We start from the raw sequence: 23,960 nt of genomic DNA, 5'->3' as shown, positions 1-23,960 counted from the left end.
GCGGGCAATCGGTTCAGGCCATGGCCAGGCAGCGCGCCAGCGCGGCGCGCACCGCATCGGCGCGGAAGCTGCGCCAGCGGGCGACGAGGTGCTGGTCGGGTCGGATGAGGCAGGTGGTGCCGGGCCGGGCGTCGAAGCGCTCGGCGAGCAGGCCCTGCGGATCGCCGAGGTCGGCGCCGGGCTGCGCACCCACGCGGAGCAGCCCGGCCTCGACGCCGCCGACCCGCACCGGTGCGGCGGGCGCATCGCCGAACACCAGCACGCGAAACCCTTTGCCAAGCTGGGGCAGCAGCCAGCCCGGGCGGCCATCGGCCAGCGTCACCGGCGCGTCCGGGCAGGGGCTGCCCGGGGGCACGCCGGCCGCAAAGGCATCGGCATCGGGCGTGTTCAGCTCCGAGTCGCGGTAGACGGTGGGTGTGGAAAGCCGGCCGCTGTTGATCAGGGCACGCGCGAAGGGATGCTCGGCGGCCAGCCCGAGCACCGCGTCGCGGTAGAGCCGGCTGGCGGCATTCTTGGGGGTGATGAAGTCGGTGGCGCGGGTGGAGTTGAGCAGATTCTCGTCGGCGGCGGCCGAGCGCTCGTCGGCGTAGCTGTCGAGCAGCGCGGGCGGCGCGTGGCCAGCCACCACCAACGCCAGCTTCCACGCAAGGTTGTCGGCATCCTGCACACCGGAGTTGGCGCCGCGCGCCCCGAAGGGCGAGACCTGATGCGCGGCATCGCCGGCGAAGAGCACACGGCCATGCCGCAGCCGGTCGATGCGGCGGCAGGCGAACTGGTAGACCGAGAGCCACTCGAGCTCGAAGTCCGTCGACTCGCCGAGCATGGCACGGATGCGCGGGATCACCCGCTCGGGCTGCTTCTCGAGCTGCGGATCGGCATCGGGGCCGAGCTGGAAGTCGATGCGCCAGACATCGTCGGCCTGCTTGTGCAGCAGCACCGACTGTCCGCGGTGGAAGGGCGGGTCGAACCAGAACCAGCGCTCCGGCGGGAAGCCGGCGCGCATCACCACATCGGCGATCAGGAATCGGTCATTGAAGACCTGGCCGCCGAAGCTGGCCCCGACCCGCTCGCGCAGCTGGCTGGAAGCGCCATCGCAGGCGATCACCCAGTCGGCCTGCAGGCTGATGTCGCCATCGGGGGTGCTCACCGAGAGCCGCACGCCCTGCGCATCCTGGACCAGTCCGGTGACGCTGTGCTTCCAGCGCAGCGACACCCCGGGCAGCTCGGCGCAGCGCGCCACCAGCGTGCTCTCGAGGTGGTACTGCTGCAGGTTGATCATCGCCGGCATCTGGTGGCCGGGCTGGGGCTGCAGGTCGAACTGCCAGACCAGGCCGTCGCCGTTGAAGACCTTGCCGACCTTCCAGCTCACGCCGCGATCGAGCAGGGGCTGCGAGCATCCCAGTCGGTCGAAGATCTCCAGCGAGCGCTTGGCGTGGCAGACCGCGCGCGAGCCCATGCTCACGGTGTCGTTGTCATCGAGCACCACCACCGGCAGGCCGCGCAGGGCGCAGTCGATCGCGGCGGCCAGACCCACCGGGCCGGCGCCCACGATCACCACCGGATGCCGGGCAGGACCGGCGGCATCCAGCTCCGGCGGGCGCCGATAGGCGAAACGGGGATAGGCGAAGGTGCGTTGCATGCGTGGCTCCGGCACGGGCGCCCGCCGCAACGGCCGGCCGGCGGGCCGGGCGCGCGCGCCGGGTGCGGCCGATCGTACCGGGCCGCCGCCCGGGCGGGCAAGACGCCCGGCGGCGATGAAGCGACACGCGGCGAGGCCGGCGAAGGCCGTGCCGGATCACACCGGGCCGGCCGCGCTTGTATGCTGCCGGCACCCCATCACCGCCCGAGCCCACTGCCATGACCGCCTTCCCGCTGAGCACCGGCAACCCCGCCGACCACGGCATCCGCACCGAACAGCTCGACCTGCTGCACGCCCTCATCGAGCGGCAGATCGCCGAAGGCCGCTACCCCGGTGCGACCATCGCGCTGGCCCGTCATGGCCGGCTGCTGCACGAGAAGCACTTCGGCCAGGCCCGCACCGGCGCCCAGCCGATGGCCGCCGGCCCCGGCACGCTCTGGCTGCTCTACTCGAACACCAAGGTGGTGCTGGCCACGGCGCTGTGGAAACTCGCCGAGCAGGGCGCCTTCCGCTTCACCGACCGGGTGAGCGCGCATGTGCCGGAGTTCGCCCGTCACGGCAAGCGCGACATCACCGTGCTGCAGGTGATCACCCACCAGGGCGGCTTCCCGAACGCGGTGCTGCCCTCGGCGGCCTGGAGCGACCACGCCCGCATGCGCGAGGGCGTCTGCGACTTCACCCTCGAATGGACGCCCGGCTCGAAGGTGGCCTACCACGGGCTGTCGGCCCACTGGGTGCTGGCCACGCTCATCGAGGCGCTCACCGGTCGCGACTTCCGCGAGTACCTGCGCGAGGCCATCCTCGCGCCGATCGGCCTGGCCGGCGAGATCGTGGTGGGTCTGACGCCCGCCGACGATGCCCGGGTTTCGGACATGCACGAGCCCGATCCGCAGGGCGGCATGCGGGCGCTGGCCGAGAACAACACCGAGACCTGGCGCCGGGCCGGCGTGCCCGGCGGCGGCGGCTACGGCACCGCCCGCGGCATGGTCGCCCTCTACCAGATGATGCTGGCCGGCGGCACGCTGGGCGGGGTGCGGCTGCTCTCGCCGCGCATGCTCGCCTATGCCATCCGCAACCACACCGGTGACCGGGTGGACGAGTTCATGGGCATGCCGATGCATCGCGGCCTCGGCCCGCATCTGCGCGGTCACACCGCGACCATCCGCGGCCTGGGCGCGATCGCCTCGCCGAACGCCTTCGGCCACGGCGGCGTGGGCACCTCCTATTGCTGGGCCGATCCCGACTCGGGCGTGTCCTTCGCCTACCTCACCAACAACCGGGTGCCCGATCCCTGGCACACCGAGCGCCTCGACACCGTGGCCAATCTGGTGAACGCCGCCATCGTCTGACACGGGGGCATGCGACGCCCGCGTGCAGGCGGGCGGTTAGAATGCGCGATTGCCCCGCCGCCTGCCCCCCGGGCGGCGAGCTCTCGCGACTCGACCGAGCCTGCGCGCCATGGAGTTCCTCCCCTTCACCCGACCGAGCATCGACGACGCCACCATCGCGGCCGTGGCCGACGTGCTGCGCTCGGGCTGGATCACCACCGGGCCGAAATGCCGCGAGCTCGAAGCCCGGCTCTCGGAGCGCTACGGCAACCGGCCGGTGCGGGTGGCAGCCTCGGCCACCGCGGCGCTCGAGTTCGCCCTGCGCATCGCCGGCGTGGGCGCCGGCGACGAGGTGATCACCACCCCGCTGTCCTGGGTGGCCACCGCCAATGTGGTGCTCACCGTGGGTGCGCGCCCGGTCTTCGTCGATGTCGACCCCCGCACCCGCAACCTCGACCTCGCCCTGCTCGAGCGGGCGATCACGCCGCGCACCCGGGCGATCATCGCGGTCGATCTCGCCGGCCTGCCGCTCGACCGGGAGCGTCTCTACCGCATCGCCGGGCAGCACCGGCTGCGGGTGATCGAGGACGCGGCCCAGTCGATGGGCGCGAGCTGGGCCGGCCAGGAGATCGGCTGCGGTGGCGATCTGGTCGCGCTCAGCTTCCACGCCAACAAGAACTTCACCACCGCCGAGGGTGGCTGCCTGGTGATGAACACGCCCGAGGAGGCGCGCCTGTTCGAGAAGCTGCGCCTGCAGGGCGTCACCCGCCACGCCGACGGCGGCATGGATGTCGATGTGCTGGGCTACAAGCACAACCTCACCGACATCGCCGCTGCCATCGGCCTGGGCCAGCTGCCGAGGCTCGCGCAGTTCAACCAGCGCCGCGCCGAGCTCGCCGCGCGCTACTTCGCGCGCATCGACCCGGCCCTGGGCCTGAGCCTGCCGCTCACCGACGCGCAGAGCGGCCCGGCACGCGGCAACTGGCACATGTTCCAGCCGCTGCTGCCGCTTGCCCGGCTGCGGCTGTCCCGCGGCGGCTTCATCGAGGCCATGAAGGCCGAGGGCATCGGCGTGGGCGTGCACTACCCGGCCATGCACCGTTTCACGCTGTACCGCAAGCTCGGCTGGCGCGATGGCGACTTCCCCGTGGCCGAGTCCATCGGCGAATCCACCGTCACCCTGCCGCTGTTCCCGGCCATGGCCGACACCGATGTCGACCGGGTCTGCAACGCCCTGTCGGCGGTGCTCGGCCCGGCGCTGGCCGCATCATGACCGGCACGCTCGTCACCAGCCCGCAGCCCATGGTGCGCGGGCTGCTCTCGGTGGTCATCCCGGTCTACAACGAGGAGCCCGGTCTGGCCGCGCTTTTCGAGCGGCTCTATCCGGCCCTCGACGCGCTCGGGCAACCCTACGAGGTGCTGTTCATCGACGACGGCAGCCGAGACCGTTCCGCCGCGCTGCTCGCCGCGCAGTTCGAGCGCCGACCGGACCACACCCGGGTGGTCATCCTCGACGGCAACTTCGGCCAGCACCGCGCGCTGCTCGCCGGCTTCGCGCAGGCCCGCGGCGAGCGCCTCGTCACGCTCGACGCCGACCTGCAGAACCCGCCGGAAGACATCGGCCTGCTGCTGGCCGCGATGGACGCCGGCCACGACTATGTCGGCTCCATTCGCCGCACCCGTCGCGACGCGGCCTGGCGGCACTGGGCCTCGCGGGCCATGAACCGGCTGCGCGAGCGCATCTCGCGCATCCGCATGACCGACCAGGGCTGCATGTTCCGCGCCTACAGCCGGCGCATCGTCGACGCGATCAACCAGTGCCGCGAGATGAACACCTTCATCCCCGCGCTGGCCTACACCTTCGCCACCCACCCCACCGAGGTGGTGGTCGGCCACGAGGAACGCTTCGCCGGCGAGTCCAAGTACTCGCTCTACAGCCTGCTGCGGCTGAACTTCGACCTCATGACCGGCTTCTCGGTGGTGCCGCTGCAGCTGTTCTCGATGCTCGGCATGGCGGTGGCGGTGCTGTCCGGCGCGCTGTTCGTGCTGCTCGCGCTGCGCCGGCTCATCCTCGGCCCCGAGGAAGGCGGCCTGTTCACGCTGTTCGCGCTGCTCTTCTTCCTGGTGGGCATCGCGCTGTTCGGCATCGGCCTGCTCGGCGAGTACATCGGCCGCATCTACCAGGAGGTGCGTCAGCGACCGCGCTACCTGGTACGCGCGGTGCTCGAGCGCCCCGCGGCACCCGGCTCGCCGCCATGAACCGCGCGGTGGTGTTCGCGTACCACGATGTCGGGGTGCGCTGCCTGAAGGTGCTGCTCGCCCACGGCGTGGACATCGGCCTGGTGGTCACGCACCAGGACAACCCCGCCGAGACCATCTGGTTCGCGAGCGTGGCGCAGACCGCCCGCGAACACGGCATCCCGGTGATCACACCCGATGATGCCAACGACGACGCCACCTTCGCCACGGTGGCGGCCTGCCGGCCGCAGTGGCTGTTCTCGTTCTACTTCCGGCAGATGCTGGCCACCCGGCTGCTTGCGCTGGCCCCGCGCGGCGCCTGGAACATGCACGGTTCGCTGCTGCCGCGCTACCGCGGGCGGGTGCCGGTGAACTGGGCGGTGCTGCACGGCGAGACCCGCACCGGCGCCACCCTTCACGAAATGCAGGCCAAGCCCGACCGCGGCGGCATCGTCGCGCAGCAGGCCGTGCCGATCCTGCCCGATGACACCGCCGGCGAGGTGTTCGCCAAGGTGACCGTGGCTGCCGAGATGGCGCTCGATGCCTGCCTGCCCGACCTGCTCGCCGGCCGCGCGGTGGCGCGCGAGCAGGATCAGCGGCAGGCGAGCTACTTCGGCGGGCGAAAGCCCGAGGACGGCCGCATCGACTGGACCCAGCCGGCAGCGCGCATCCACAACCTGGTCCGTGCGGTGGCCCCGCCCTACCCCGGCGCCTTCACCGAGGTACCGGGCGCGCGCATCCGCGTGCTGCGCACCCTGCGTCAGGATTGCCCAACGGACGCCGATCGCGCGGCACCCGATCAACGCGAGGCGGCGCAGGGCCGCGCCGCGCCGCCCGAGGCACCCGGCCTGCTGATCGCCGACGGGCACCTGCTGCTGCGCGGCGCCGACGGCGGCCTGCTGCGGGTGCTGGCCGCCGAGCTCGATGGCGAGCCGCTGGGCCCCGAAGAATTCGAGCGCCGCTTCGGGCGCTCGCTGTGCTTTCCCCTGACCGCCGAGCGCGGGAGTCCCTCATGAAGAAGATCCTCATCCTCGGCGTCAACGGCTTCATCGGCCATCACCTGTCGCAGCGCATCCTCGCCGACACCGACTGGGACGTGTACGGCATGGACATGGCAAGCGACCGGGTGGATCCGCTGATGACCCACCGTCGCTTCCACTTCTTCGAGGGCGACATCACCATCAACCGGGAGTGGATCGAGTACCACATCCGCAAGTGCGACGTGATCCTGCCGCTGGTGGCGATCGCCACGCCAGCCACCTATGTGCGCGAGCCGCTGCGGGTGTTCGAGCTCGACTTCGAGGCCAACCTGCCGATCGTGCGGGCCTGCGTGAAGCACCGCAAGCGCCTGCTCTTTCCGTCCACCAGCGAGGTCTACGGCATGTGCGCCGATGACCAGTTCGACCCCGAGGCCTCCAACCTGGTCTACGGCCCGATCAACAAGCCGCGCTGGATCTACGCCTGCTCCAAGCAGCTCATGGACCGGATCATCCATGCCTACGGCATGTCGGAAGGTCTCGACTACACCCTGTTCCGGCCGTTCAACTGGATCGGGCCGGGCCTGGATTCGATCCACACCGCCAAGGAAGGCAGCTCGCGGGTGATCACCCAGTTCCTGGGCCACATCGTGCGCGGCGAGCCCATCCGGCTGGTCGATGGCGGCAGCCAGAAGCGGGCCTTCACCTATGTCGATGACGGCATCGATGCGCTGATGCGCATCATCCGCAACCCGGAAGGCCGGGCCAGCGGCCAGATCTACAACATCGGGAACCCGGTCAACAACCACTCGGTGCGCGAGCTCGCCGAGATGATGCTCGCGCTGGCCGCGCGCTATCCCGAGTACCGCGACAATGCCGCCCGCGTGAGCCTGATCGAGACCTCCTCCGGCGACTACTACGGCAAGGGCTACCAGGATGTGCGCAACCGCGTGCCGCGGATCGACAACACCATGACCGATCTCGGCTGGGCGCCCCAGGTGACGATGGCCGACGCGCTGGCGCGCATCTTCGACGCCTACCGCGGCCAGGTGGCGCAGGCCCGGGCGCTGCTCGACTGACCCCCCGCCAGCCACATGGCCCGTCTCGCCCTGAAGATCGATGTCGATACCTGGCGCGGCACGCGCGAGGGCGTGCCCCGCCTGCTCGAGGTGCTCAGCCGGCGCGGGGCGCAGGCCACCTTTCTCTTCAGCCTGGGCCCCGACCGCACCGGTCGCGCCATCCGCCGGGTGTTCCGGCCCGGCTTTCTGTCGAAGGTCTCGCGCACCTCGGTGCTGGAGCACTACGGTCTGCGCACCCTGCTCTACGGCACGCTGCTGCCCGGACCCGATATCGGCCGCGGCTGCGCCGCGCTGCTGCGCGCCGTGGCGGCCGCCGACCACGAGACCGGCGTGCACTGCTGGGACCATGTCCGCTGGCAGGACTTCGTCGGTGGCCGCGATGCCGACTGGACCGCGCGCGAGATGCGGGCCGCGGTACGGCGCCACACCGAGATCTTCGGCAGCCCGCCGCGCACCCACGGCGCGGCCGGCTGGCAGATGAACGCGCATGCCTACCGGCTCGAGCGCGAGCTCGGCTTCGTCTACGCCTCCGACGGGCGCGGCAGCGCGCCCTACCAGCCGGCGCTGCACGGCCAGCCGGTCGGCGTGCCGCAACTGCCCACCACCCTGCCGACCTTCGATGAACTCATCGGCCTGGATGGCGTGAGCGCCCACGATGTCGATCGCCGCCTGCTCGCGATCACCGCCGCGCAGCCGGGACGCGACCAGGTCTTCACCCTGCACGCCGAGCTCGAGGGCATGAAGCTCGCCCCGGTGTTCGAGCGCCTGCTCGCCGGCTGGCAGGACCAGGGCCTGCAGCTCACGAGCACCGGCGAGTACTTCGCCTCGCTGGCCGGGCGCGCGCTGCCCCTGCACGAGATCGCGGTCGGCGAGGTGCCCGGCCGCAGCGGCACGCTGACGGTCCAGGGACCGGCGCTCGCCTCATGAGCCGCGCCGCCGCCCCCTTCGGCCGCCTGGTCTGCAGCGGGCGAGCCCTGCCGCTGCTGCTGCTCGGCCTGGCGCTTCTGGCCTGGTTCGGCACCCTCGGCTGGCGCGACCTGATCACCCCCGACGAAGGACGCTACTCCGAGCTTTCGCGCGCGATGCTGGCCAGCGGCGACTGGATCAGCCCGCGCCTGAACGGCTTCCTCTACTTCGAGAAGCCGCCGCTGCAGTACTGGGCCACCGCGATCGCCTTCGCGCTCTTCGGGCTGAACGACTTCGCCGCGCGGCTGTGGCCGGCGCTGGCAGCGGCGCTGGCGGTGCTCGCGCTCTGGTGGACCGCGCGGCGCGTGATCGGCGAGAAGGCGGCGCTCTACGCCGCCTGCGTGCTGGGCAGCAGCGCGTGGTGGATCGGCAACTCCCACTTCGTGAATCTCGACGCCAGCCTGTCGGCAGCGCTGGGCGTGGCACTGGTGGCGGTCTGGTACGGGCTGCGCGAGGCGGCCACCCCGGGCGAAACCCGCGCGGCCATGCTTGCCGCCTGGCTGGCCATGGCGCTGGCCATGCTGAGCAAGGGGCTGGTGGGCATCGTGCTGCCGGGCATGGTGCTGGTGGTGTACACGCTGTGGAGCCGCGACCTGCTGGTCTGGCGGCGGCTGCAGTGGGGCTCCGGGCCCTTGCTCTTCCTGGCGGTGGCAGCGCCCTGGTTCATCCTGGTGTCGCTGCGCCACGCCGAGTTCGCACATTTCTTCTTCATCGAACAGCACTTCACCCGCTACCTCACCCACACCCACCGGCCGGGCCCGTGGTGGTACTTCCTGCCGCTGCTGCTGATCGGGCTGGTGCCCTGGACCACCCTGCTGCCGGGCGCACTGCGCCTGGGCCTGCGGCGTGAGACCGGCCGCTTCCAGGGCAACCGGCTGCTGCTGACCTGGGCGGTGGTGATCTTCGTGTTCTTCAGCATCAGCGGCTCGAAGCTGCCCTCGTACATCCTGCCGATCTTCCCGGCACTGGCCCTGCTGGTGGGTCAGCACGCCCTGCGCCTGAGCGCGCGCAGGCTCTCGGTGCACGCCCTGCTGATGGCCGGACTGAGCCTGGCCGGGGCGGTGGCGCTGGTCGCGCTCACACAGGGAACGCGGGGGGACGGGCAAGCCTGGGCCGGGGGCGAACTCGCCTACCGCAACTGGATCGCAGCCGGCCTGGTCGCCATTGCCCTGTTCTGCATCACCGCAGCGATCGCCGCCCGCCGTGCCCGCCCCGCCGCGGCGATCGTCGCGATGGCCTTCGGCGGCCTGATCGGCACCCAGCTGATCATGCTCGGCCACCAGACCGTGGCCCGCGACAAGACCGCGCGCGAACTTGCCGCCGCGTTCCAGGCAGCGCTGCCCGCCGACGCGCCGGTCTTCACCGTGAGCACGCACGACCAGTCGCTGCCCTACTACCTGCGCCGGCCGGTCACCATGGTCAACTATGTGGACGAGTTCGCCACCGGCCAGCGCATTGAACCCGGCCGCAACCTGCCCACCGAGGAAGCCTTCGCCGGATTGTGGCGTTCGCTGCCGGCTGCGGGCGCCTACATGCGACTGGAGACCTTCCAGCGCTGGCAGGCCGCGGGCCTGCCCATGCGGGTCATCTACCGCGACCCATCGCGGGTCGGCGTGATCCGCCCGCCATCCTGACCTACCGCAACCGCCAGACTGCCATGCCCAGCCCGATTCGACGACATCTGCGCGCGCTCGCGCTCGCCGCCACCGCCTGCCTGATGCTGCCGGCTGCGCAGGCCCAGAGCCAGACCTGGCCGCAACGACCGGTGCGTCTGGTGGTGCCCTACGGGCCCGGCTCTTCGCCCGATGTCATGGCCCGCATCCTGGCCGAACGGCTCACGCCGCGGCTTGGCCAGCCGGTGCTGGTCGAGAACCGAGCCGGCGCCGGCGGCAATGTCGGCACCGGTGCGGTGGCCAAGTCGGCTCCTGATGGCCACACCCTGGTGATCAGCACCAACGGGCCGCTGGTGAACAACACCGTGCTCTACAGCCGGCTGCCCTACGACCCGTTCCGCGAACTGGCGCCGGTGGTGCTGGCCGGCGGTCAGGCCAATGTCTGCGCGGTGCGCGCCGATGCCGGCATCGGCTCGATGAAGGAGCTGGTCGCGGCGATGCGCGCGCGCCCCGGAGGCTTCAACTTCTCGTCGATCGGCGTGGGCAGCCTTTCGCATCTCGGCGTTGAACTCCTCAAGGTGCGCACCGGCAGCTTCGCGGTGCACATCCCCTATCCCTCGTCGCCGGCGGCGATCACCGCGGTGCTGCAGGGCGATGTCCAGTTCAGCTGCGTGCCGGCGGTGGCGGTGATGCCGCAGGTGCGCGCCGGGCGTCTGAAGGCGCTGGCGGTGTCCACCGGGACGCGCAGCGCGCTGATGCCCGAGGTGCCCACCCTGAAGGAGGCCGGCTTCCCGGATGTGGAGGCCGTGGCCTGGATGGCCATCCTCGCGCCGGCGGGCACGCCATCGGACGTGATCGGCCGTCTGAACCGCGAGATCAACGCCGTGCTGGCGCTGCCCGAGGTACGCGAGCGCATGCACTCGCAGTACATGGAGCCCATCGGCGGCAGCCCCGAGCAGCTCGCCCGATTCATGCAGGACGAACTGCGCGTCTGGACGCCGATCATCCGGCGCAGCGGCGCCACCATCGAATGAGCGCGAGGGACTGCACCGGCAGGCCCGGTCGCGATCAGCGCGAGGCTCTCAGCCCGGCGTGCGTTCGAACCAGCGGCGGGCGAGCCGATCCCAGAAGCTCGCGCCCAGGGCCAGCGAATCGTCGTTGAAGTCGTAGCCAGGGCTGTGCAGGTTGGGGCCGGGTCGGCCGTCGGCGCCATTGCCGATGAAGCCGTAGGCGCCCGGCACCGCCTCGAGGATGTAGCCGAAATCCTCGGCGGTCATGGCCGGCGCAATGTCACGCTCCACCTGCGGCTCGCCCGCCACCTCGGCCATCACATCGGCCATGAAACGGGCCTGGACGGCATCGTTCACCGTGCAGGGATAGCCGTTGCGGATCACCACCTCGGCACTCGCCTGATGGGCCGCCGCCACATGCGTGGCCACGCGGTGCAGGCCGTCGACCAGCATCTGCAGTGTGTCGGGCCGAAGGGTGCGGCAGGTGCCCTTGATCACGGCGCGCGCCGGGATGATGTTCTCGGTGCTGCCGGCCTCGATCTGCGCCACGGTGAGCACCGCGCTGTCCAGGGGATCGGCCGAACGCGAGACCAGCAGTTGCAGCTGGCTGACGATGGCGCAGGCCACCGGGATGGGATCGATGCCGGTGTGCGGCTGGGCGGCATGGGCGCCACGGCCGTTCACGCGGATCTCGAAGCGGTTGGCGCTGGCCATGATCGGCCCCACCCGCACCCCGAAGCGTCCGGCGGGCAGAGCCGGCCAGTTGTGCAGGGCGAAGGCGGCGCGCACGGGGAACAGCCGCAGCAGCCCTTCGTCGATCATCTTGCGGGCGCCCGCGCCGCCCTCCTCGGCCGGCTGGAAGATGAAGTGCACCGTGCCATCGAAGTCGGGCTTCTCGGCGAGCAGCCGCACGCCGCCCAGGAGCATGGCGGTGTGCCCGTCATGGCCGCAGGCATGCATGCGCCCGGGTACGGTGCTGGCATGGGCGAAGCCATTGGCCTCGGCCACCGGCAGCGCGTCCATGTCGGCGCGCAGTGCAATCGCCCGGTCGGGGTCGGCGGCGCGCGGGCCGCTGCCGCGCAGCGTGCCCACCACACCGGTGCCGGCCAGACCGGTGTGCACCGACAGACCCAGCGCACGCAGTGCCGAGGCCACCTTGCCGGCGGTGCGGTGCTCCTCGTAGCGCAGTTCGGGGTGGGCGTGCAGATCGCGGCGGAAGGCGACGAGCTCACCGAGATGCCGGCCGATGCCCTCGTTCATGTTCATGGGGTGTCTCCTGCAGGTTCCCGTCGACGCTACCACAGGCGGGCTGCTGCCGATCGGTGCCCGGGCACAGGCCGCGGGCGTACACTGCGCCGGCCATGAGCCAGCCGATCTCGTTTCGCACCGACTTCCGTGTCGAGTGGGGCCACTGCGACCCCGCCCGCATCGTCTTCTACCCGAACTACTTCTTCTGGTTCGATGCCTGTTTCCAGCAGTGGCTGCAGCGCGCCGGGCTCTCGCAGGCCCTGCTCACCGAGCGCTACGGCGTGATCGGCACGCCCATCCTCGAGGCCAGCGCCCGCTTCCTCGGCTCGTCGACCGACGGCGATCCGCTGCACGCGCAGGCCCGCATCGAGACCTTCGGCGAGAAACGCTGGCGGATCGACTACCAGCTGGAGCGCGAGGGCCGGGTGCTGGTCGAGGGCTGGGAGGTCCGCGCCTGGGTGGCCCGCATCGACGGGAAATTGCGCTCACTGCCGGTGCCCTCGGCTTTCCGGGAAGCCCTGGCGGCGGCGTCCGCAGGCGATGGTAGGCTTGACCCTGACATCAGCAAGGAGATGCCATGAAACTCACCAAGGGGTACCAGCAACTCATCGACGAGGCCAATGCGCGCATCGTCACCCTGCCCACCGATCAGGCGATCGCCCGCCATGGTGACCCCGACACGGTTTTCATCGACATCCGGGATGTCCGCGAACTCGAGCGCGAGGGCATGGTGCCTGGCGCCTTCCACGCGCCGCGCGGCATGCTCGAATTCTGGGCTGACCCCGACAGTCCCTACCACAAGCCGGTGTTCGGCTCGGGCAAGCAACTGGTGCTCTACTGTCAGTCGGCATGGCGCTCGGCCCTGGCGGCTGCTGCGCTCACCGACATGGGCGTGCCGGGCGTGAGCCACTTCGCAGGCGGCTTCCGGGCCTGGAAGGAAGCCGGCGGCCCGGTAGCGCAGCGCGAGCCGCACAAGGGCTGAGCCTCTGGCGGATGGCCGCCGGGAGCCGGCGGCTGCAAGGAGCCGGCCGCGCCTGGCGGGCCTCAGGCCATCCCTTCGCTCGGTCGTCGGTCCTTCGCCCGCGAGTACACCAGCGCGCCGGTGGTCAGGCACACCGCCAGGAATCCGAAGATCCACTGGTAGGCCTGCGGCGGGTAACCCGGCGCAGCCTCGCCGAACAGGCCGGCGATAGCCCCGCAGCCCACCGGCAGCAGGAACGAGCCGCTCACCTGGCCGAGATTGGCCGCGGCCGAACCGCGGCCCCGCAGATGCGCCGGCGTCAGCGAGGCCGCGTGGGCGATGATGATCGGGCTGTAGCAGCTGAAGCCGCACACGCCCACCAGCAGCGCCACCGCCAGCCACAGCGGCGGCTGCGGCAGCAGCGCCAGGCACAGCAGCACCGCGATCACCGCGCCGGCGGCGCACAGGATCACCCGCTTGCGACGGTCGAAGCGGCGCTCCAGGGGCGGCAACAGCACCATGCCGGCGGTCTGCGCGGCCACCATCGCCAGCAGCACATTGCCGCGGGCCAGACCGTCCAGGCCATGCACATCATGCAGGTAGGGGCCTGCCCACAGGCCGAGCACCGTGGCCATCGCGGCATAGGCCACGGTGTGGATCGCGATCACCCGCCGGTAGCCCGGCAGGCGGAACACCTGGGCAAAGCCGAAGAGCGTCTGCCACAGCGACTCGCCGCCCCGGGGCAGCGGCGGCTGCTCGGGCGGCTGATCACGAACCGCCCACACGAAGAAGCCCACCACCGCCACCAGCACCAGCGCACTGCCCCAGAACACGGTGCGCCAGCCCACGGTCTGACTCATCCAGGCCAGCGGCGTGGCGGCCATGAAGTTGCCGATCTGGCTGATCGCGAACACCTGCCCGTAGAGCGTGGCGATGCGGTCGGAGGGATACCAGCGGCTGAGCAGCACCACCGCGCTGATGAAGCTCGCCCCGCAGCCCAGGCCGAGCAGGAAGCGGCCGGCGATCAGGCCGGTGGCGTCGCGCGCGGTGGCCACCACCACCGCGCCGGCCAGCGCGAAGACGCTCACCGCGGCCAGCGTGAAGCGCGGCCCGATGCGATCGAAGCTCATGCCTACCGGCACCTGCGAGACGCCCAGGGCGAGGAAGAACATGCCGCCCGCCAGGCCGAGCGCCTGCGGGCTGAGCCCGAGCTCCTGGATGAGTTCGGGCGCAATCACCGCCACCGACGACCGGAAGAACTGGCTGACGATGGCCACCATCGCCAGGCCGGCGATCAGCCCGGCCCGGGTTCCTGGCATCAGTCGCCCACCAGCGGCAGGCAAGCCGCGGGCCCGAGCAGCCCGCGCAGCCAGGCCTGGTCGTCGGCCGCCAGGCGCGCCCACGACTGCCGCAGCCAGCCCACGCACTTGCCCTGATACGGGAAGGGCTGCTGCACCCAGGGCTGGCCATCGACCTGCGCCTCGACCCGATCGGCGCCTGCCATCAGCGCCCGCGCGTTGGCCATCATCACCGGCACATAGGTGCGACCGACCTCGGCGAGGACATCACCGAGCACCTCGGCGGCAGCCTCGCGCGAGAGCCAGTCGGTGTCCTGCGCGCCCAGGCCGGAGAGGTCTTCCATCACCTCGACCCAGGCGAAGACCCGTGGCGAGACCTGCAGCGTGAGCGCCATGGGCGTGGGATCGAAGTGCGTGAGCTGGGTGAGCTGCCCGAAGATCGCGAAGTCGCTGGCGCCGGGGCGCTGACCCATCAGGAAGGGCTGGCGCTGCAGCAGCGCATCGAGCGCGAGCAGGAAACGCCGGTAGCTCGCCTCGATCACCGGCGCGGTGGTGGCATTGGAGCCGACGAAGCGCAGCCGCGAGATCTGGCGCTCGGAGAACTGCGCCTTGAGCGGCGCGATCGCGGCCTCGGAGGCGCAGACATTGCGCCAGCGCGGCAGGATGGAACCGGCGCGGTCGATGTCCTGCGCATAGTGCCAGCGGTAGTGGAACATCGCCTTGGTGAGCCACTCGTCGCCGTAGTCCTCGAGCAGCTCGTCGAGGAAGGCGAGCGCAGGGTCGGGCGGCAGCACGCTGCGGCCATCATGCTCGCGCTCCAGGCGGCGGATGATCGGCGTGGAGTCGACCACCGCCTGCAGCCCGCCCGCGCCATCCGGAAACCAGAAGGTGGGCAGCAGCTTGACCGGCGGCACCGGCATCGCCGAGCCGTCGCGGTTGTTGTGGATCATGTAGCGGTAGGGCAGACGCCGATAGCGCAGCAGCGAGAGCATCTTGCGCGTGTAGGGCGAGCCGGGCGCGCCGCCGAGCAGGATGGGATCAGGCGTGGTCATGAAGTCAATCCGATCATGAAGGGGTGGGGGAGGATTGCGCGGCGGGCCGCTTGTCGCCGCGCAGGGCGGGCACCGTCCAGAACAGGGCCAGCCCGCCGAGCGCGCCCAGCGCCGACAAGGCCAGCCCGGCATGGTAGCCGCCGGTGAGGTCGAAGAGCGCGCCCCCGGCCCAGGAGCCGAGTGCCGAGCCGGTGCCCGCGGCGGTGAGCACCATGCCATAGACCCGGCCCATCGCGCCCGGGAAGCCGCGCGCCGCCAGCACCGCGGCGAGCGGGCCGCGCGAGCCCTGGGCGCAGCCGAAGGTGAGCACGAAGCCGCCGACCAGCCAGGGGGAGGGTTCCGACAGCGCGCCGGCCAGCAGCGCCAGGCCGGTGAGGGTGAGCCCGTACGACACGGTGGCCGTCAGGCGCTCGCCGATGCGCTCGGCAAGCGTGGCCGCACCCATCATGCCGACGATCGAGAGCATGCCGGTCAGGCCGAAGATCCAGGCCGCCGACAGCGGCGACCAGCCGGCATCGACCAGACAGGCGACCAGCTGCGGGGTGACCGCATAGGTGCTCACCGCGGTGCTGAACATCATGCCGGCCAGCGCCCAGAAGATGGGCGTGCGCAGCGCGAGCGGCAAGGTCCAGGCGGCCTGCCCGGCGCCGCGCCGGCGCATCGCCTCGACCACCTCGGGTGCGCCGGCGGCAATGCGCGACCAGGGCAGGAGCACCAGCGGCAGCAGCACCACCAGCAGCGCGCCGCCGATGATCTGGTAGGCCTGGCGCCAGCCGACCTGGCCGATCAGCCACTGCGCGAAGGGCGCGAAAGCGAGCATGCCGGTGCCCAGCGCGGCCGACAGCGCCGCCATCGCGCTCGGCAGCCGCCCGCCGAACCAGCGGCTGACCAGGGTGGAGGCCGGCACCATGCCGGTCAGCGAGGCGCCCATGGGCGCAATCACCCCGAGCAGCAGGTAGAGCTGCCAGAGCGCAACGATGCGCCCCGCCAGCCAGTAGACCGCGCCCAGCAGCAGCAGCCCGGCGAGGTAGCAGCGGCGGGGGCCGAGGCGGTCGACGATGACGCCGGCCACCGGCGACATGAGGCCCACGGCGAGGACCGCGATGGAGTAGATGCCCACCAGCGCCGCGCGGTCGGCGCCGAACTCGGTGGCGATCGGCAGCAGGAACACCGCGAAGCTCTCGCCAACGCCGCGCGACAGGATGTTCATGCCGGTGCACAGCGCCAGCACCGACATCGCCATGCGCCTGGCTTCCGGAGTCGCGACCATCGGTCGAAAGTATCACGCGACGAAATCGCGGAAAAATCGCCATCGGGTAAAGTGATGACGAAACCCGGCGAGTCGCGCCGACGGTTTCAAGACACAAAATATTTCACGGAGACAGGCATGGCAACGCACGCGGGCCAGGCCGCCGGTGCCCCGGCGGCCGACGCAACGGCATTCGACGCGGTGGTGGTGGGCGCAGGCTTCGGCGGCATGTACATGCTGCACCGCCTGCGCGGCATGGGGCTGCGGGTGACGGTGATCGAGGCGGCCGACGATGTCGGCGGCACCTGGAACTGGAACCGCTATCCCGGCGCACGCTGCGATGTCGAGAGCCTCGAGTACTCCTACGCCTTCTCCGAGGAACTGCAGCAGAGCTGGACCTGGACCGAGCGCTTCGCCAGCCAGCCCGAGATCCTCGCCTACGCGCGTCATGTGGCCGATCGCTTCGACCTGCGCCGCGACATCCGCTTCGGCACGCGGGTGCGCAGCGCGCACTATGACGAGGCGCAGGCGCAGTGGTCGATCACCACCGACCGCGGCGATGCGCTGAGCGCGCGCTTCTGCATCATGGCCACCGGCTGCCTGTCGCTGCCGCGCATGCCCGACTTCCCGGGGCGTGACCGCTTCGGCGGCCGGCTGCTCCACACCGCCACCTGGCCGCATGAACCGGTCGATTTCACCGGCCTGCGGGTGGGCGTGATCGGCACCGGCTCCTCCGGCATCCAGGTCATTCCGATGATCGCGCGCCAGGCGGCGCATCTGCATGTGTTCCAGCGCACGCCCAACTTCAGCCTGCCCTCGGGCAACCGGCCGCTGGCGAGCGACGAGGTGGCGAAGTTCAAGGCGCGCTACCCCGAGGTGCGCGAGAAGGCCCGCCATGCGCCTGCGGGCATCGCCGGCATGCCGGCCCCCGACCGCGGCGCCCTCGACGATCCCGAGGAACGCCGCCGCGAGGTCTACGAGGCCGCCTGGCGCAACGGCTCCACCGGGCTCACCCGCGCCTACAACAACCTGCTGATGGACGAGGCGGCCAATGCCACTGCCGCGGAGTTCGTGCGCGAGAAGATCCGCAGCATCGTGACCGACCCGGCCGTGGCCGAACGGCTCACCCCGCGCGACCACTTCATCGGCACCAAGCGCATCTGCCTCGACAGCGGCTACTTCCAGACCTTCAACCGTCCCAATGTCACGCTGGTGAGCCTGCGCGAGACCCCGATCGAGTCCATCACCGAGGCCGGCATCCGAACCTCGCGCGAGGAGATCCCGCTCGATGTGATCGTGTTCGCCACCGGTTTCGACGCGATCACCGGCGCGCTGCTCGACATCGACATCCGCGGCCGCCAGGGCCTGCCGCTGGCCGAGAAGTGGCGCGGCGGGCCGCGCACCTACCTGGGCCTGATGACCGCGGGCTTTCCCAACCTGTTCTCGATCACCGGGCCGGGCAGCCCCTCGGTGCTCACCAACATGATCACCTCGATCGAGCAGCATGTGGACTGGATCGCGCGCTGCATCCACGACCTTGCCGCGCGCGGCGCGCGCAGCATCGAGGCCGACCCTGCCGCCGAAGACGGCTGGGTGGCGCATGTCAACGCGGTGGCCGACCAGACCCTCTTCCCGCGCGCCAACTCCTGGTATGTCGGCGCCAACCTGCCGGGCAAGCCACGGGTGTTCATGCCCTATGTGGGCGGCCTGGGGGTCTACCGACGCCGCTGCGACGAGGTCGCCGAGCGCGGCTACGAGGGATTCATCCTCGACGCACCCGCCGCCGCCGCGGCCTGAGCACCCGCCGCCGAGGGCCGCAGCCCCATCCGAACCAGGAGCCGCCGATGAGCTATGACGCGCCCTTCAAGGGCCTGAAGGTGATCGATCTCAGCCAGGGCATCGCCGGTCCGTACTGCGGCATGCTGCTGGCGCAGCACGGCGCCGATGTGATCAAGATCGAGGGCAATGGCGACGGTGACTGGAGCCGCGTGCTCGGCGTGCGCTACGGCGATCACAGCGCCTTCTCGATCATCGGCAACCTCGGCAAGCGCAGCGTGGCCATCGACCTCAAGCTCGACGAGGGCAAGGCGCTGCTGTGGCAGCTCATCGAGGGCGCCGATGTGTTCATCGAGGGCTTCCGCCCCGGCGTGATCAGTCGCCTGGGCTTCGGCTGGGAGGCAGTCTCGGCGCGTGCGCCGCGGCTGCTCTACCTGTCGATCTCCGGCTTCGGCCAGCATGGCCCGCTGGTGGGTCGACCGGCCATGGACCCGGTGCTGCAGGCCTTCACCGGACTTACCGCCGAGAACCATGGCGAGGACGGCATCCCGCACCGCGTGCCGGTCATCCCGGTGGACATGTGCACCTCGCTCTACGCCTTCCAGGCGGTGTCGGCGGCGCTCTACGCGCGTCGCGACGAGGCTCGCGGCCGCTACCTCGATGCCAGCCTCATGCAGGGCGCCGCCGCGCTGCAGGCGATCCGCATGATGTCGTCCTTCCTCGAGGGCGGCCCGGTGCGGCCGGGTGGCACGCCGCATGGCGTGTTCCGCACCGCCGACGGCTGGCTGTCGATCACCGCGATCCGCGACCGCGAGTGGCTGGCGCTGTGCGGCGCGCTCGAGCGGCCCGACCTCGCCGCCGATGCCCGCTTCGCGGGCGCCGACGGGCGCCATCAGCACGAGGCCCTGCTGCTGGGCATCCTGCGCGAGCAGCTGCTCACCCGCAGCAGCGCCCAGTGGTCGGAGCGGCTGGCCGCCCACCAGGTCATGCACGAGCGGGTCAACCGCTATGCCGACTTCCTGGAAGAGCCGCAGGTGAAGGCCGTGGACCTGATCGCCTGGCTCGAGCAGCCCGACATGCCCCGGCCGGTGCCGGTGGCGCGCCTGCCCGGCATTGCGCGCTTCGAGAACGGCGCACCGCTCTCGGTGGCACCACGGGTGGGCCAGCACACCGCCGAGGTGCTCGGTGCGCACGGCGTGCCGCCCGAGCGCCTGCAGGAACTCGCCGCCCGGGGCGTGATCGACCTGGGCGAGCCGGGCTGAGACGCCCGCGCGCAAGCGGCGCGGGTGCGTTCAGGCCGCGCGGGCGGGTTCGGCCCGGGTCGCGCGGTCGTCAGGCGGCGCGCCGCAGCGTGCCGAAATCGATCACCGGCTGGCCGCCGGCGCCCAGGGTACGGAAGCGCACCGTGTCGCCCTCCACCCAGGCCTGCACGGTGAGCGGATCGCCTGGCATCACCGGCCGCGTGAAGCGGGCCGACATCGAGCGCAGGCGCGCGGGGTCGCCGCTGCAGACCGCATGCAGCAGGTGGCGGCCGGTGATGCCGTAGGTACACATGCCGTGCAGGATCGGCCGGTCGAAGCCGCCGCGACGCGCGAAGGCCGGGTCGCTGTGCAGGGGATTGCGGTCGCCGCTCAGGCGGTAGAGCAGCGCCTGGTCAGGGCGGGTGCCGGTGGCGATCTCGATGTCGGGCGCGCGGCTCGGGCAGGGCTCGGCGCCGGCCGGGCCGCGCGGCCCGCCAAAGCCGCCCTCGCCGCGGATGAACGCGGCCGAGTCGGCCTCCACCAGCAGCTCGCCGCTGGCCGCGTCGACCGCGCGCGAGGTGGTGGTCACCAGCGCGCCCGACCCCTTGTCGTACATGCCGGTGATCTTCGTGGTGACCTGCACCGACCCTTCCACCGGCAGCGGCTTGTGCAGCACGAAGCCCTGTTCGGCGTGGACGAGCCTGGTGCGGTCGATCGGGCCCATCTCGGCGCGGGTGCCCGAGCGCTGGATCAGCACCACCGCGTACACCGGCAGCACCGCGAGCGCCTGCCCCTCGGAGTTCTCGGTGGTGAAGCGCAGCTCGTCGTAGGGATCGGCCTGACCCGCGCCCACGCCCAGGGCGTAGAGCATCGCGTCGCGGGAATCCCAGCTGACGGTGGAGGGGCCGACCTCGCGGCCGATGGCGGACATGTCGAGGGGCATGCGATGTCTCCGATGAAAGGGGATGGGACCGCAACGGCCGCCGCCGGCACCGGGGCGCGATACGATCGGGGACTGCATCTTGCGACCCCCGCCATGAACCCCGCCACGCCGCTCACCGCCTTTCGAAACCCCAACTACTACAGCCCCGAGCACGAGCTCTTCCGCCAGACCGTGCGGCAGTTCGCGGTGCGCGAGATCGCGCCCCACGCCACCGCCTGGGACGAGGCCGGCGGCTTCCCGCGCGAGCTCTACCCGCGCGCGGCGCAGGCCGGCCTGCTCGGCCTGGGCTATCCCGAGCAGTACGGCGGCACGCCCTGCGATGTGTTCCACCGCATCGTGCTGGCCGAAGAGCTCGCCTGGGGCGGCAGCGGCGGGGTGAGCGCCTCGCTGATGTCGCACACCATCGGCTCGCCGCCGATCCTCAACGCCGGCAGCGAAGCCATGAAGCAGCGGGTGCTGCCAGCGGTGCTGGCCGGCGAGAAGATCTCGGCGCTGGCCATCACCGAGCCCTCGGGCGGCTCCGATGTGGCCGCGCTGCGGACCACCGCGGTGCTCGACGGCGATCACTTCGTGGTCAATGGCGAAAAGACCTTCATCACCTCCGGCGTGCGGGCCGACTACTTCACGGTGGCGGTGCGCACCAATCCGGCTGACCGCAGCGCAGGCGGTGTCTCGCTGCTGCTCATCGAGCGCGACACGCCCGGCTTCAGCCGCACCGCGCTCGACAAGATGGGCTGGTGGGCCTCCGACACCGCGCAGCTGCGCTTCGAGAACTGCCGGGTCCCGGCGGCCAACCTGATCGGCGAGCTCAACCGCGGCTTTCCGATCGTGATGCGCAACTTCAACGGCGAGCGGCTCTGGATGGCCGCCGGCGCGCTGGGCTTCGCGCAGGTCTGCCTGAACGATGCGCTCGACTGGGCCCGGCAGCGTCATACCTTCGGCGAGCCGCTGTCGCAGCGGCAGGTGATCCGCCACAAGCTGGTCGACATGGCGATCCGCGTCGAGACCACCCGCACCTTCATGGAAGACCTCGCCTGGCGGGTGCAGCACGGCGCCGGCGACCCCAAGGTGCTGGTCGCGCAGCTCTCCATGCTGAAGGTGCAGTCGATGCAGACCCTGCAGTTCTGCGCCGACCAGGCGGTGCAGATCCTGGGCGGCATGGGCTACATGCGCGGCACGCGGGTGGAGCGGGTGTATCGCGAGGTGAAGGTCAACATGATCGGCGGCGGGTCCGAGGAGATCATGAAGGATCTCGCCGCACGCCAGCTGGGGTTCTGAGCCATGAGCGCATCCACACCCGCCCTGCCCGACGCCGCCGGCGGCCACCGCCTCGAGCGCGAGCCCTGGTACCTGCCCCTGGGCGACGAGGTCGCGATCTTCGAGGCCGCCTACGCGGCGCGGCTGCCGGTGCTGCTCAAGGGCCCCACCGGCTGCGGCAAGACCCGCTTCGTCGAGCACATGGCCTGGCGGCTGTTCCGCCAGGCCGACACCCCGCGCCGCGGCCTCGAGACCCCGCTGATCACCGTGGCCTGCCACGAGGACCTCACCGCCACCGACCTGGTCGGCCGCTATCTGCTCTCGGGCGACAGCACGGTCTGGATGGACGGGCCGCTCACCCGCGCGGTGCGCAGCGGCGCGATCTGCTACCTCGACGAGGTGGTCGAGGCGCGCAAGGACACCACGGTGGTGGTGCACTCGCTCACCGACCACCGCCGCATCCTGCCGATCGAGAAGACCGGCGAACAGCTCGACGCGCATCCCGACTTCCTGCTGGTGATCTCCTACAACCCCGGCTATCAGAGCGCGCTCAAGGACCTCAAGCCCTCCACCCGCCAGCGATTCGTGAGCCTGGAGTTCGACTACCCCGGCGTCGAACTCGAGGCGCAGGTGATCGCCCACGAGAGCGGGGTCGATGCCGACACCGCGCACCGCCTGGCCACCATCGGCCAGAAGGTGCGGCACCTGCGCGAGCACGGCTTCGAGGAGGGTGTGAGCACGCGGCTGCTGATCTACACCGCGCAACTGATCGCCGGCGGCATCGCGCCGCGGCGCGCCTGCGATGCCGCGATCTCGCGCGCGGTCACCGATGACGCGCAGGTGCAGCAGGCGGTGGCGGCGATCGTCGATGTGATCCTGCCGTGAGCAACGCGCCGGCCGCGCCAGCCGCCCGCGACGCGACCGCGCCGGCGCCGGCCGCCGCGCCCGGCCGGGTCGAGCTCTCGGATGCGCAGCGGGTGCTCTCGCTGTTCACCCAGGGCCTGTCGGGCCGCTACCTGCACCTGAAACCGGCCGATGCGCTCACCGGCGAGTTCCGGCCCGAGGGCGCCACCACCGACGGCACCGCCATCTACCTGCCGGCCGCGGTCGAGGTCTTCGACGAGGCCCGCCACAACCTCGGCCTGTACCGGATCTCGGTGCTGCACCAGCTCGGCTTCTACGAGAACGGCACCTTCGGCTTCAGTCTGGCGCAGGCCCGCGAGCGATTGCCCGGGCTGCCGCCGGAACGGCGCGCGCCGCTGGGCCAGCCCAGCGAGCTCGAGCGCTTCTTCGCGCTCTGGCGCCCGCCCTCGGTGATGCGCCGGCTGTTCATGATGCTGGAAGACCTGCGCATCGACAGTGCCATGACCCGGCGCTATCCCGGCGCCCGCCACGACCTCGCGCGGGTGCTGGCACAGGCCCTGGCCAGGCGGCCCGACCCCGACGGCGCAAGCCCCGCCGCCGGGCTGCTGGAAGGCCTGGTGCGCTTCACGCTGGGCGCGCCGGCCGGGCCGCTGATCGCGGCCGACCCGAGCGGGCGGCTTGCCGTGATGCTGGCCGCAGCGCAGCCGCTCGCGAGCGGGCAGGCCGATGTCTACCAGACCGCGGCCGCCGCCATGGCCTGCCTGCGGGTGCTGGCCGGCGCGCGCGTCGCCGGCGAGGCGCTCGACGAGCCCGAGCCGATGCCCGATGCGCCCCCGGAGCGGCCGCGCGCGCCCGCCGGCAGCGGCGACGAGGCCGGCGAGCCCGACGACCCCCTGCCCGAGCTCGACGATCTCTTCGAGGGCATGCCGGTGGACTTCCGCGGCGAGGTGCGGCCGGAGCTGGTGCAGCGCCAGCTGCGCGGCGGCCACACCGGCACGCTGCCCGAGGCCATGCCGCCGCCAGACGAGTCCACGGCGCCCGCCGACCCGGTCGCGCGCGAGCGCCAGCGCCATGCCGACGAGGCCGCGCTGCGACGCGCCTTCGGCGCGCCCCGCGAGGCGAGCCGCAGCTGGCTCTACGATGAATGGGACTTCCATCACCAGGCCTACCTCAAGGGCTGGTGCCGGCTCTTCGAGTACCGGCTGCGCGGCGAGGACCACG

20 protein-coding genes and 1 pseudogene are annotated in these 23,960 nt (G+C 71.5%); 15 read left to right on the top strand and 6 right to left on the bottom strand.

Features of this window, described 5'->3' with window-relative positions:
* Positions 1-13 precede the first annotated feature (13 nt).
* Positions 14-1,639, bottom strand: coding sequence for an FAD-dependent oxidoreductase (locus AC2H6A_RS03185; protein WP_484271685.1), 1,626 nt, complete (start codon positions 1,637-1,639; stop codon positions 14-16).
* A 218-nt stretch (positions 1,640-1,857) separates the two neighbouring features.
* Here AC2H6A_RS03185 and AC2H6A_RS03180 point away from each other — a divergent pair, with 218 nt between their 5' ends.
* The 8 genes from AC2H6A_RS03180 to AC2H6A_RS03145 all read left to right on the top strand — a co-directional run bounded on the left by AC2H6A_RS03180 (position 1,858) and on the right by AC2H6A_RS03145 (position 10,874).
* Complete coding sequence (locus AC2H6A_RS03180; protein ID WP_484271684.1) at positions 1,858-2,988, top strand: serine hydrolase domain-containing protein; 1,131 nt, start codon at positions 1,858-1,860, stop codon at positions 2,986-2,988.
* A 109-nt stretch (positions 2,989-3,097) separates the two neighbouring features.
* A complete protein-coding gene (locus tag AC2H6A_RS03175) occupies positions 3,098-4,240 on the top strand; it encodes a DegT/DnrJ/EryC1/StrS family aminotransferase (protein ID WP_484271683.1) in 1,143 nt (380 codons plus the stop codon).
* Positions 4,237-5,226: a glycosyltransferase gene (locus tag AC2H6A_RS03170; protein WP_484271682.1), complete on the top strand. Its 990-nt coding sequence runs from the start codon at positions 4,237-4,239 to the stop codon at positions 5,224-5,226. Before AC2H6A_RS03175 ends, AC2H6A_RS03170 begins: the two co-directional genes overlap by 4 nt.
* On the top strand, positions 5,223-6,221 hold the full coding sequence (locus AC2H6A_RS03165) for a formyltransferase (protein ID WP_484271681.1): 999 nt from the start codon (positions 5,223-5,225) through the stop codon (positions 6,219-6,221). The genes AC2H6A_RS03170 and AC2H6A_RS03165 overlap by 4 nt, the downstream gene beginning before the upstream one ends.
* Positions 6,218-7,261, top strand: a complete 1,044-nt coding sequence (locus AC2H6A_RS03160; protein WP_484271680.1) for a bifunctional UDP-4-keto-pentose/UDP-xylose synthase — start codon at positions 6,218-6,220, stop codon at positions 7,259-7,261. The genes AC2H6A_RS03165 and AC2H6A_RS03160 overlap by 4 nt, the downstream gene beginning before the upstream one ends.
* 15 nt (positions 7,262-7,276) lie before the next feature.
* Positions 7,277-8,188, top strand: a complete 912-nt coding sequence (locus AC2H6A_RS03155; RefSeq protein ID WP_484271679.1) for a polysaccharide deacetylase family protein — start codon at positions 7,277-7,279, stop codon at positions 8,186-8,188.
* Positions 8,185-9,861 (top strand): glycosyltransferase family 39 protein, encoded by a 1,677-nt coding sequence (locus tag AC2H6A_RS03150; protein WP_484271678.1) that lies wholly within the window; start codon positions 8,185-8,187, stop codon positions 9,859-9,861. Before AC2H6A_RS03155 ends, AC2H6A_RS03150 begins: the two co-directional genes overlap by 4 nt.
* 23 nt (positions 9,862-9,884) lie before the next feature.
* Positions 9,885-10,874: a Bug family tripartite tricarboxylate transporter substrate binding protein gene (locus AC2H6A_RS03145; protein ID WP_484271677.1), complete on the top strand. Its 990-nt coding sequence runs from the start codon at positions 9,885-9,887 to the stop codon at positions 10,872-10,874.
* Between the two features lie 48 nt (positions 10,875-10,922).
* On the opposite strand, the gene AC2H6A_RS03140 is transcribed toward AC2H6A_RS03145, so the two are convergent.
* Positions 10,923-12,116: a M20 aminoacylase family protein gene (locus AC2H6A_RS03140; RefSeq protein WP_484271676.1), complete on the bottom strand. Its 1,194-nt coding sequence runs from the start codon at positions 12,114-12,116 to the stop codon at positions 10,923-10,925.
* Between the two features lie 95 nt (positions 12,117-12,211).
* Between AC2H6A_RS03140 and AC2H6A_RS03135 the strand changes: the two genes are divergently transcribed.
* Complete coding sequence (locus AC2H6A_RS03135; protein WP_484271675.1) at positions 12,212-12,679, top strand: acyl-CoA thioesterase; 468 nt, start codon at positions 12,212-12,214, stop codon at positions 12,677-12,679.
* Positions 12,676-13,080: a rhodanese-like domain-containing protein gene (locus tag AC2H6A_RS03130; protein ID WP_484271674.1), complete on the top strand. Its 405-nt coding sequence runs from the start codon at positions 12,676-12,678 to the stop codon at positions 13,078-13,080. The genes AC2H6A_RS03135 and AC2H6A_RS03130 overlap by 4 nt, the downstream gene beginning before the upstream one ends.
* Positions 13,081-13,142: 62 nt before the next feature.
* Here AC2H6A_RS03130 and AC2H6A_RS03125 read toward each other — a convergent pair whose 3' ends face one another.
* The 3 genes from AC2H6A_RS03125 to AC2H6A_RS03115 are packed head-to-tail and all read right to left on the bottom strand — an operon-like array spanning position 13,143 to position 16,652.
* Positions 13,143-14,378 carry an MFS transporter gene (locus AC2H6A_RS03125; RefSeq protein WP_484271673.1) on the bottom strand — a complete coding sequence of 412 codons (1,236 nt, stop codon included), beginning with the start codon at positions 14,376-14,378 and terminating at the stop codon, positions 13,143-13,145.
* Complete coding sequence (locus AC2H6A_RS03120; protein WP_484271672.1) at positions 14,378-15,409, bottom strand: glutathione S-transferase N-terminal domain-containing protein; 1,032 nt, start codon at positions 15,407-15,409, stop codon at positions 14,378-14,380. Before AC2H6A_RS03120 ends, AC2H6A_RS03125 begins: the two co-directional genes overlap by 1 nt.
* A gap of 13 nt (positions 15,410-15,422) precedes the next feature.
* Positions 15,423-16,652, bottom strand: coding sequence for an MFS transporter (locus AC2H6A_RS03115; protein WP_484271671.1), 1,230 nt, complete (start codon positions 16,650-16,652; stop codon positions 15,423-15,425).
* Positions 16,653-16,796: 144 nt separating this feature from the next.
* On the opposite strand from AC2H6A_RS03115, the gene AC2H6A_RS03110 reads away from it, so the two are divergent.
* Complete coding sequence (locus AC2H6A_RS03110) at positions 16,797-18,455, top strand: flavin-containing monooxygenase (RefSeq protein WP_484271670.1); 1,659 nt, start codon at positions 16,797-16,799, stop codon at positions 18,453-18,455.
* Positions 18,456-18,502: 47 nt separating this feature from the next.
* The gene (locus AC2H6A_RS03105) at positions 18,503-19,696 is read left to right on the top strand and encodes a CaiB/BaiF CoA transferase family protein (RefSeq protein WP_484271669.1); all 1,194 of its coding nucleotides are present in this window, start codon (positions 18,503-18,505) and stop codon (positions 19,694-19,696) included.
* A 70-nt stretch (positions 19,697-19,766) separates the two neighbouring features.
* On the opposite strand, the gene AC2H6A_RS03100 is transcribed toward AC2H6A_RS03105, so the two are convergent.
* Complete coding sequence (locus tag AC2H6A_RS03100; RefSeq protein ID WP_484271668.1) at positions 19,767-20,618, bottom strand: MaoC/PaaZ C-terminal domain-containing protein; 852 nt, start codon at positions 20,616-20,618, stop codon at positions 19,767-19,769.
* 93 nt (positions 20,619-20,711) lie between these two features.
* Here AC2H6A_RS03100 and AC2H6A_RS03095 point away from each other — a divergent pair, with 93 nt between their 5' ends.
* From AC2H6A_RS03095 to AC2H6A_RS03085, 3 genes and pseudogenes are all read left to right on the top strand, one after another.
* A complete protein-coding gene (locus AC2H6A_RS03095; RefSeq protein WP_484271667.1) occupies positions 20,712-21,896 on the top strand; it encodes an acyl-CoA dehydrogenase family protein in 1,185 nt (394 codons plus the stop codon).
* Positions 21,897-21,899: 3 nt separating this feature from the next.
* Positions 21,900-22,760: an AAA family ATPase gene (locus AC2H6A_RS03090; RefSeq protein ID WP_484271666.1), complete on the top strand. Its 861-nt coding sequence runs from the start codon at positions 21,900-21,902 to the stop codon at positions 22,758-22,760.
* Positions 22,757-23,960, top strand: a pseudogene (locus AC2H6A_RS03085) (hypothetical protein); the annotation flags it as partial. The gene AC2H6A_RS03090 and the pseudogene AC2H6A_RS03085, both read left to right, overlap by 4 nt.

It is taken from the genome of Quisquiliibacterium sp. (assembly GCF_982640115.1).
This window is presented reverse-complemented; position numbering and strand designations above follow the sequence as displayed.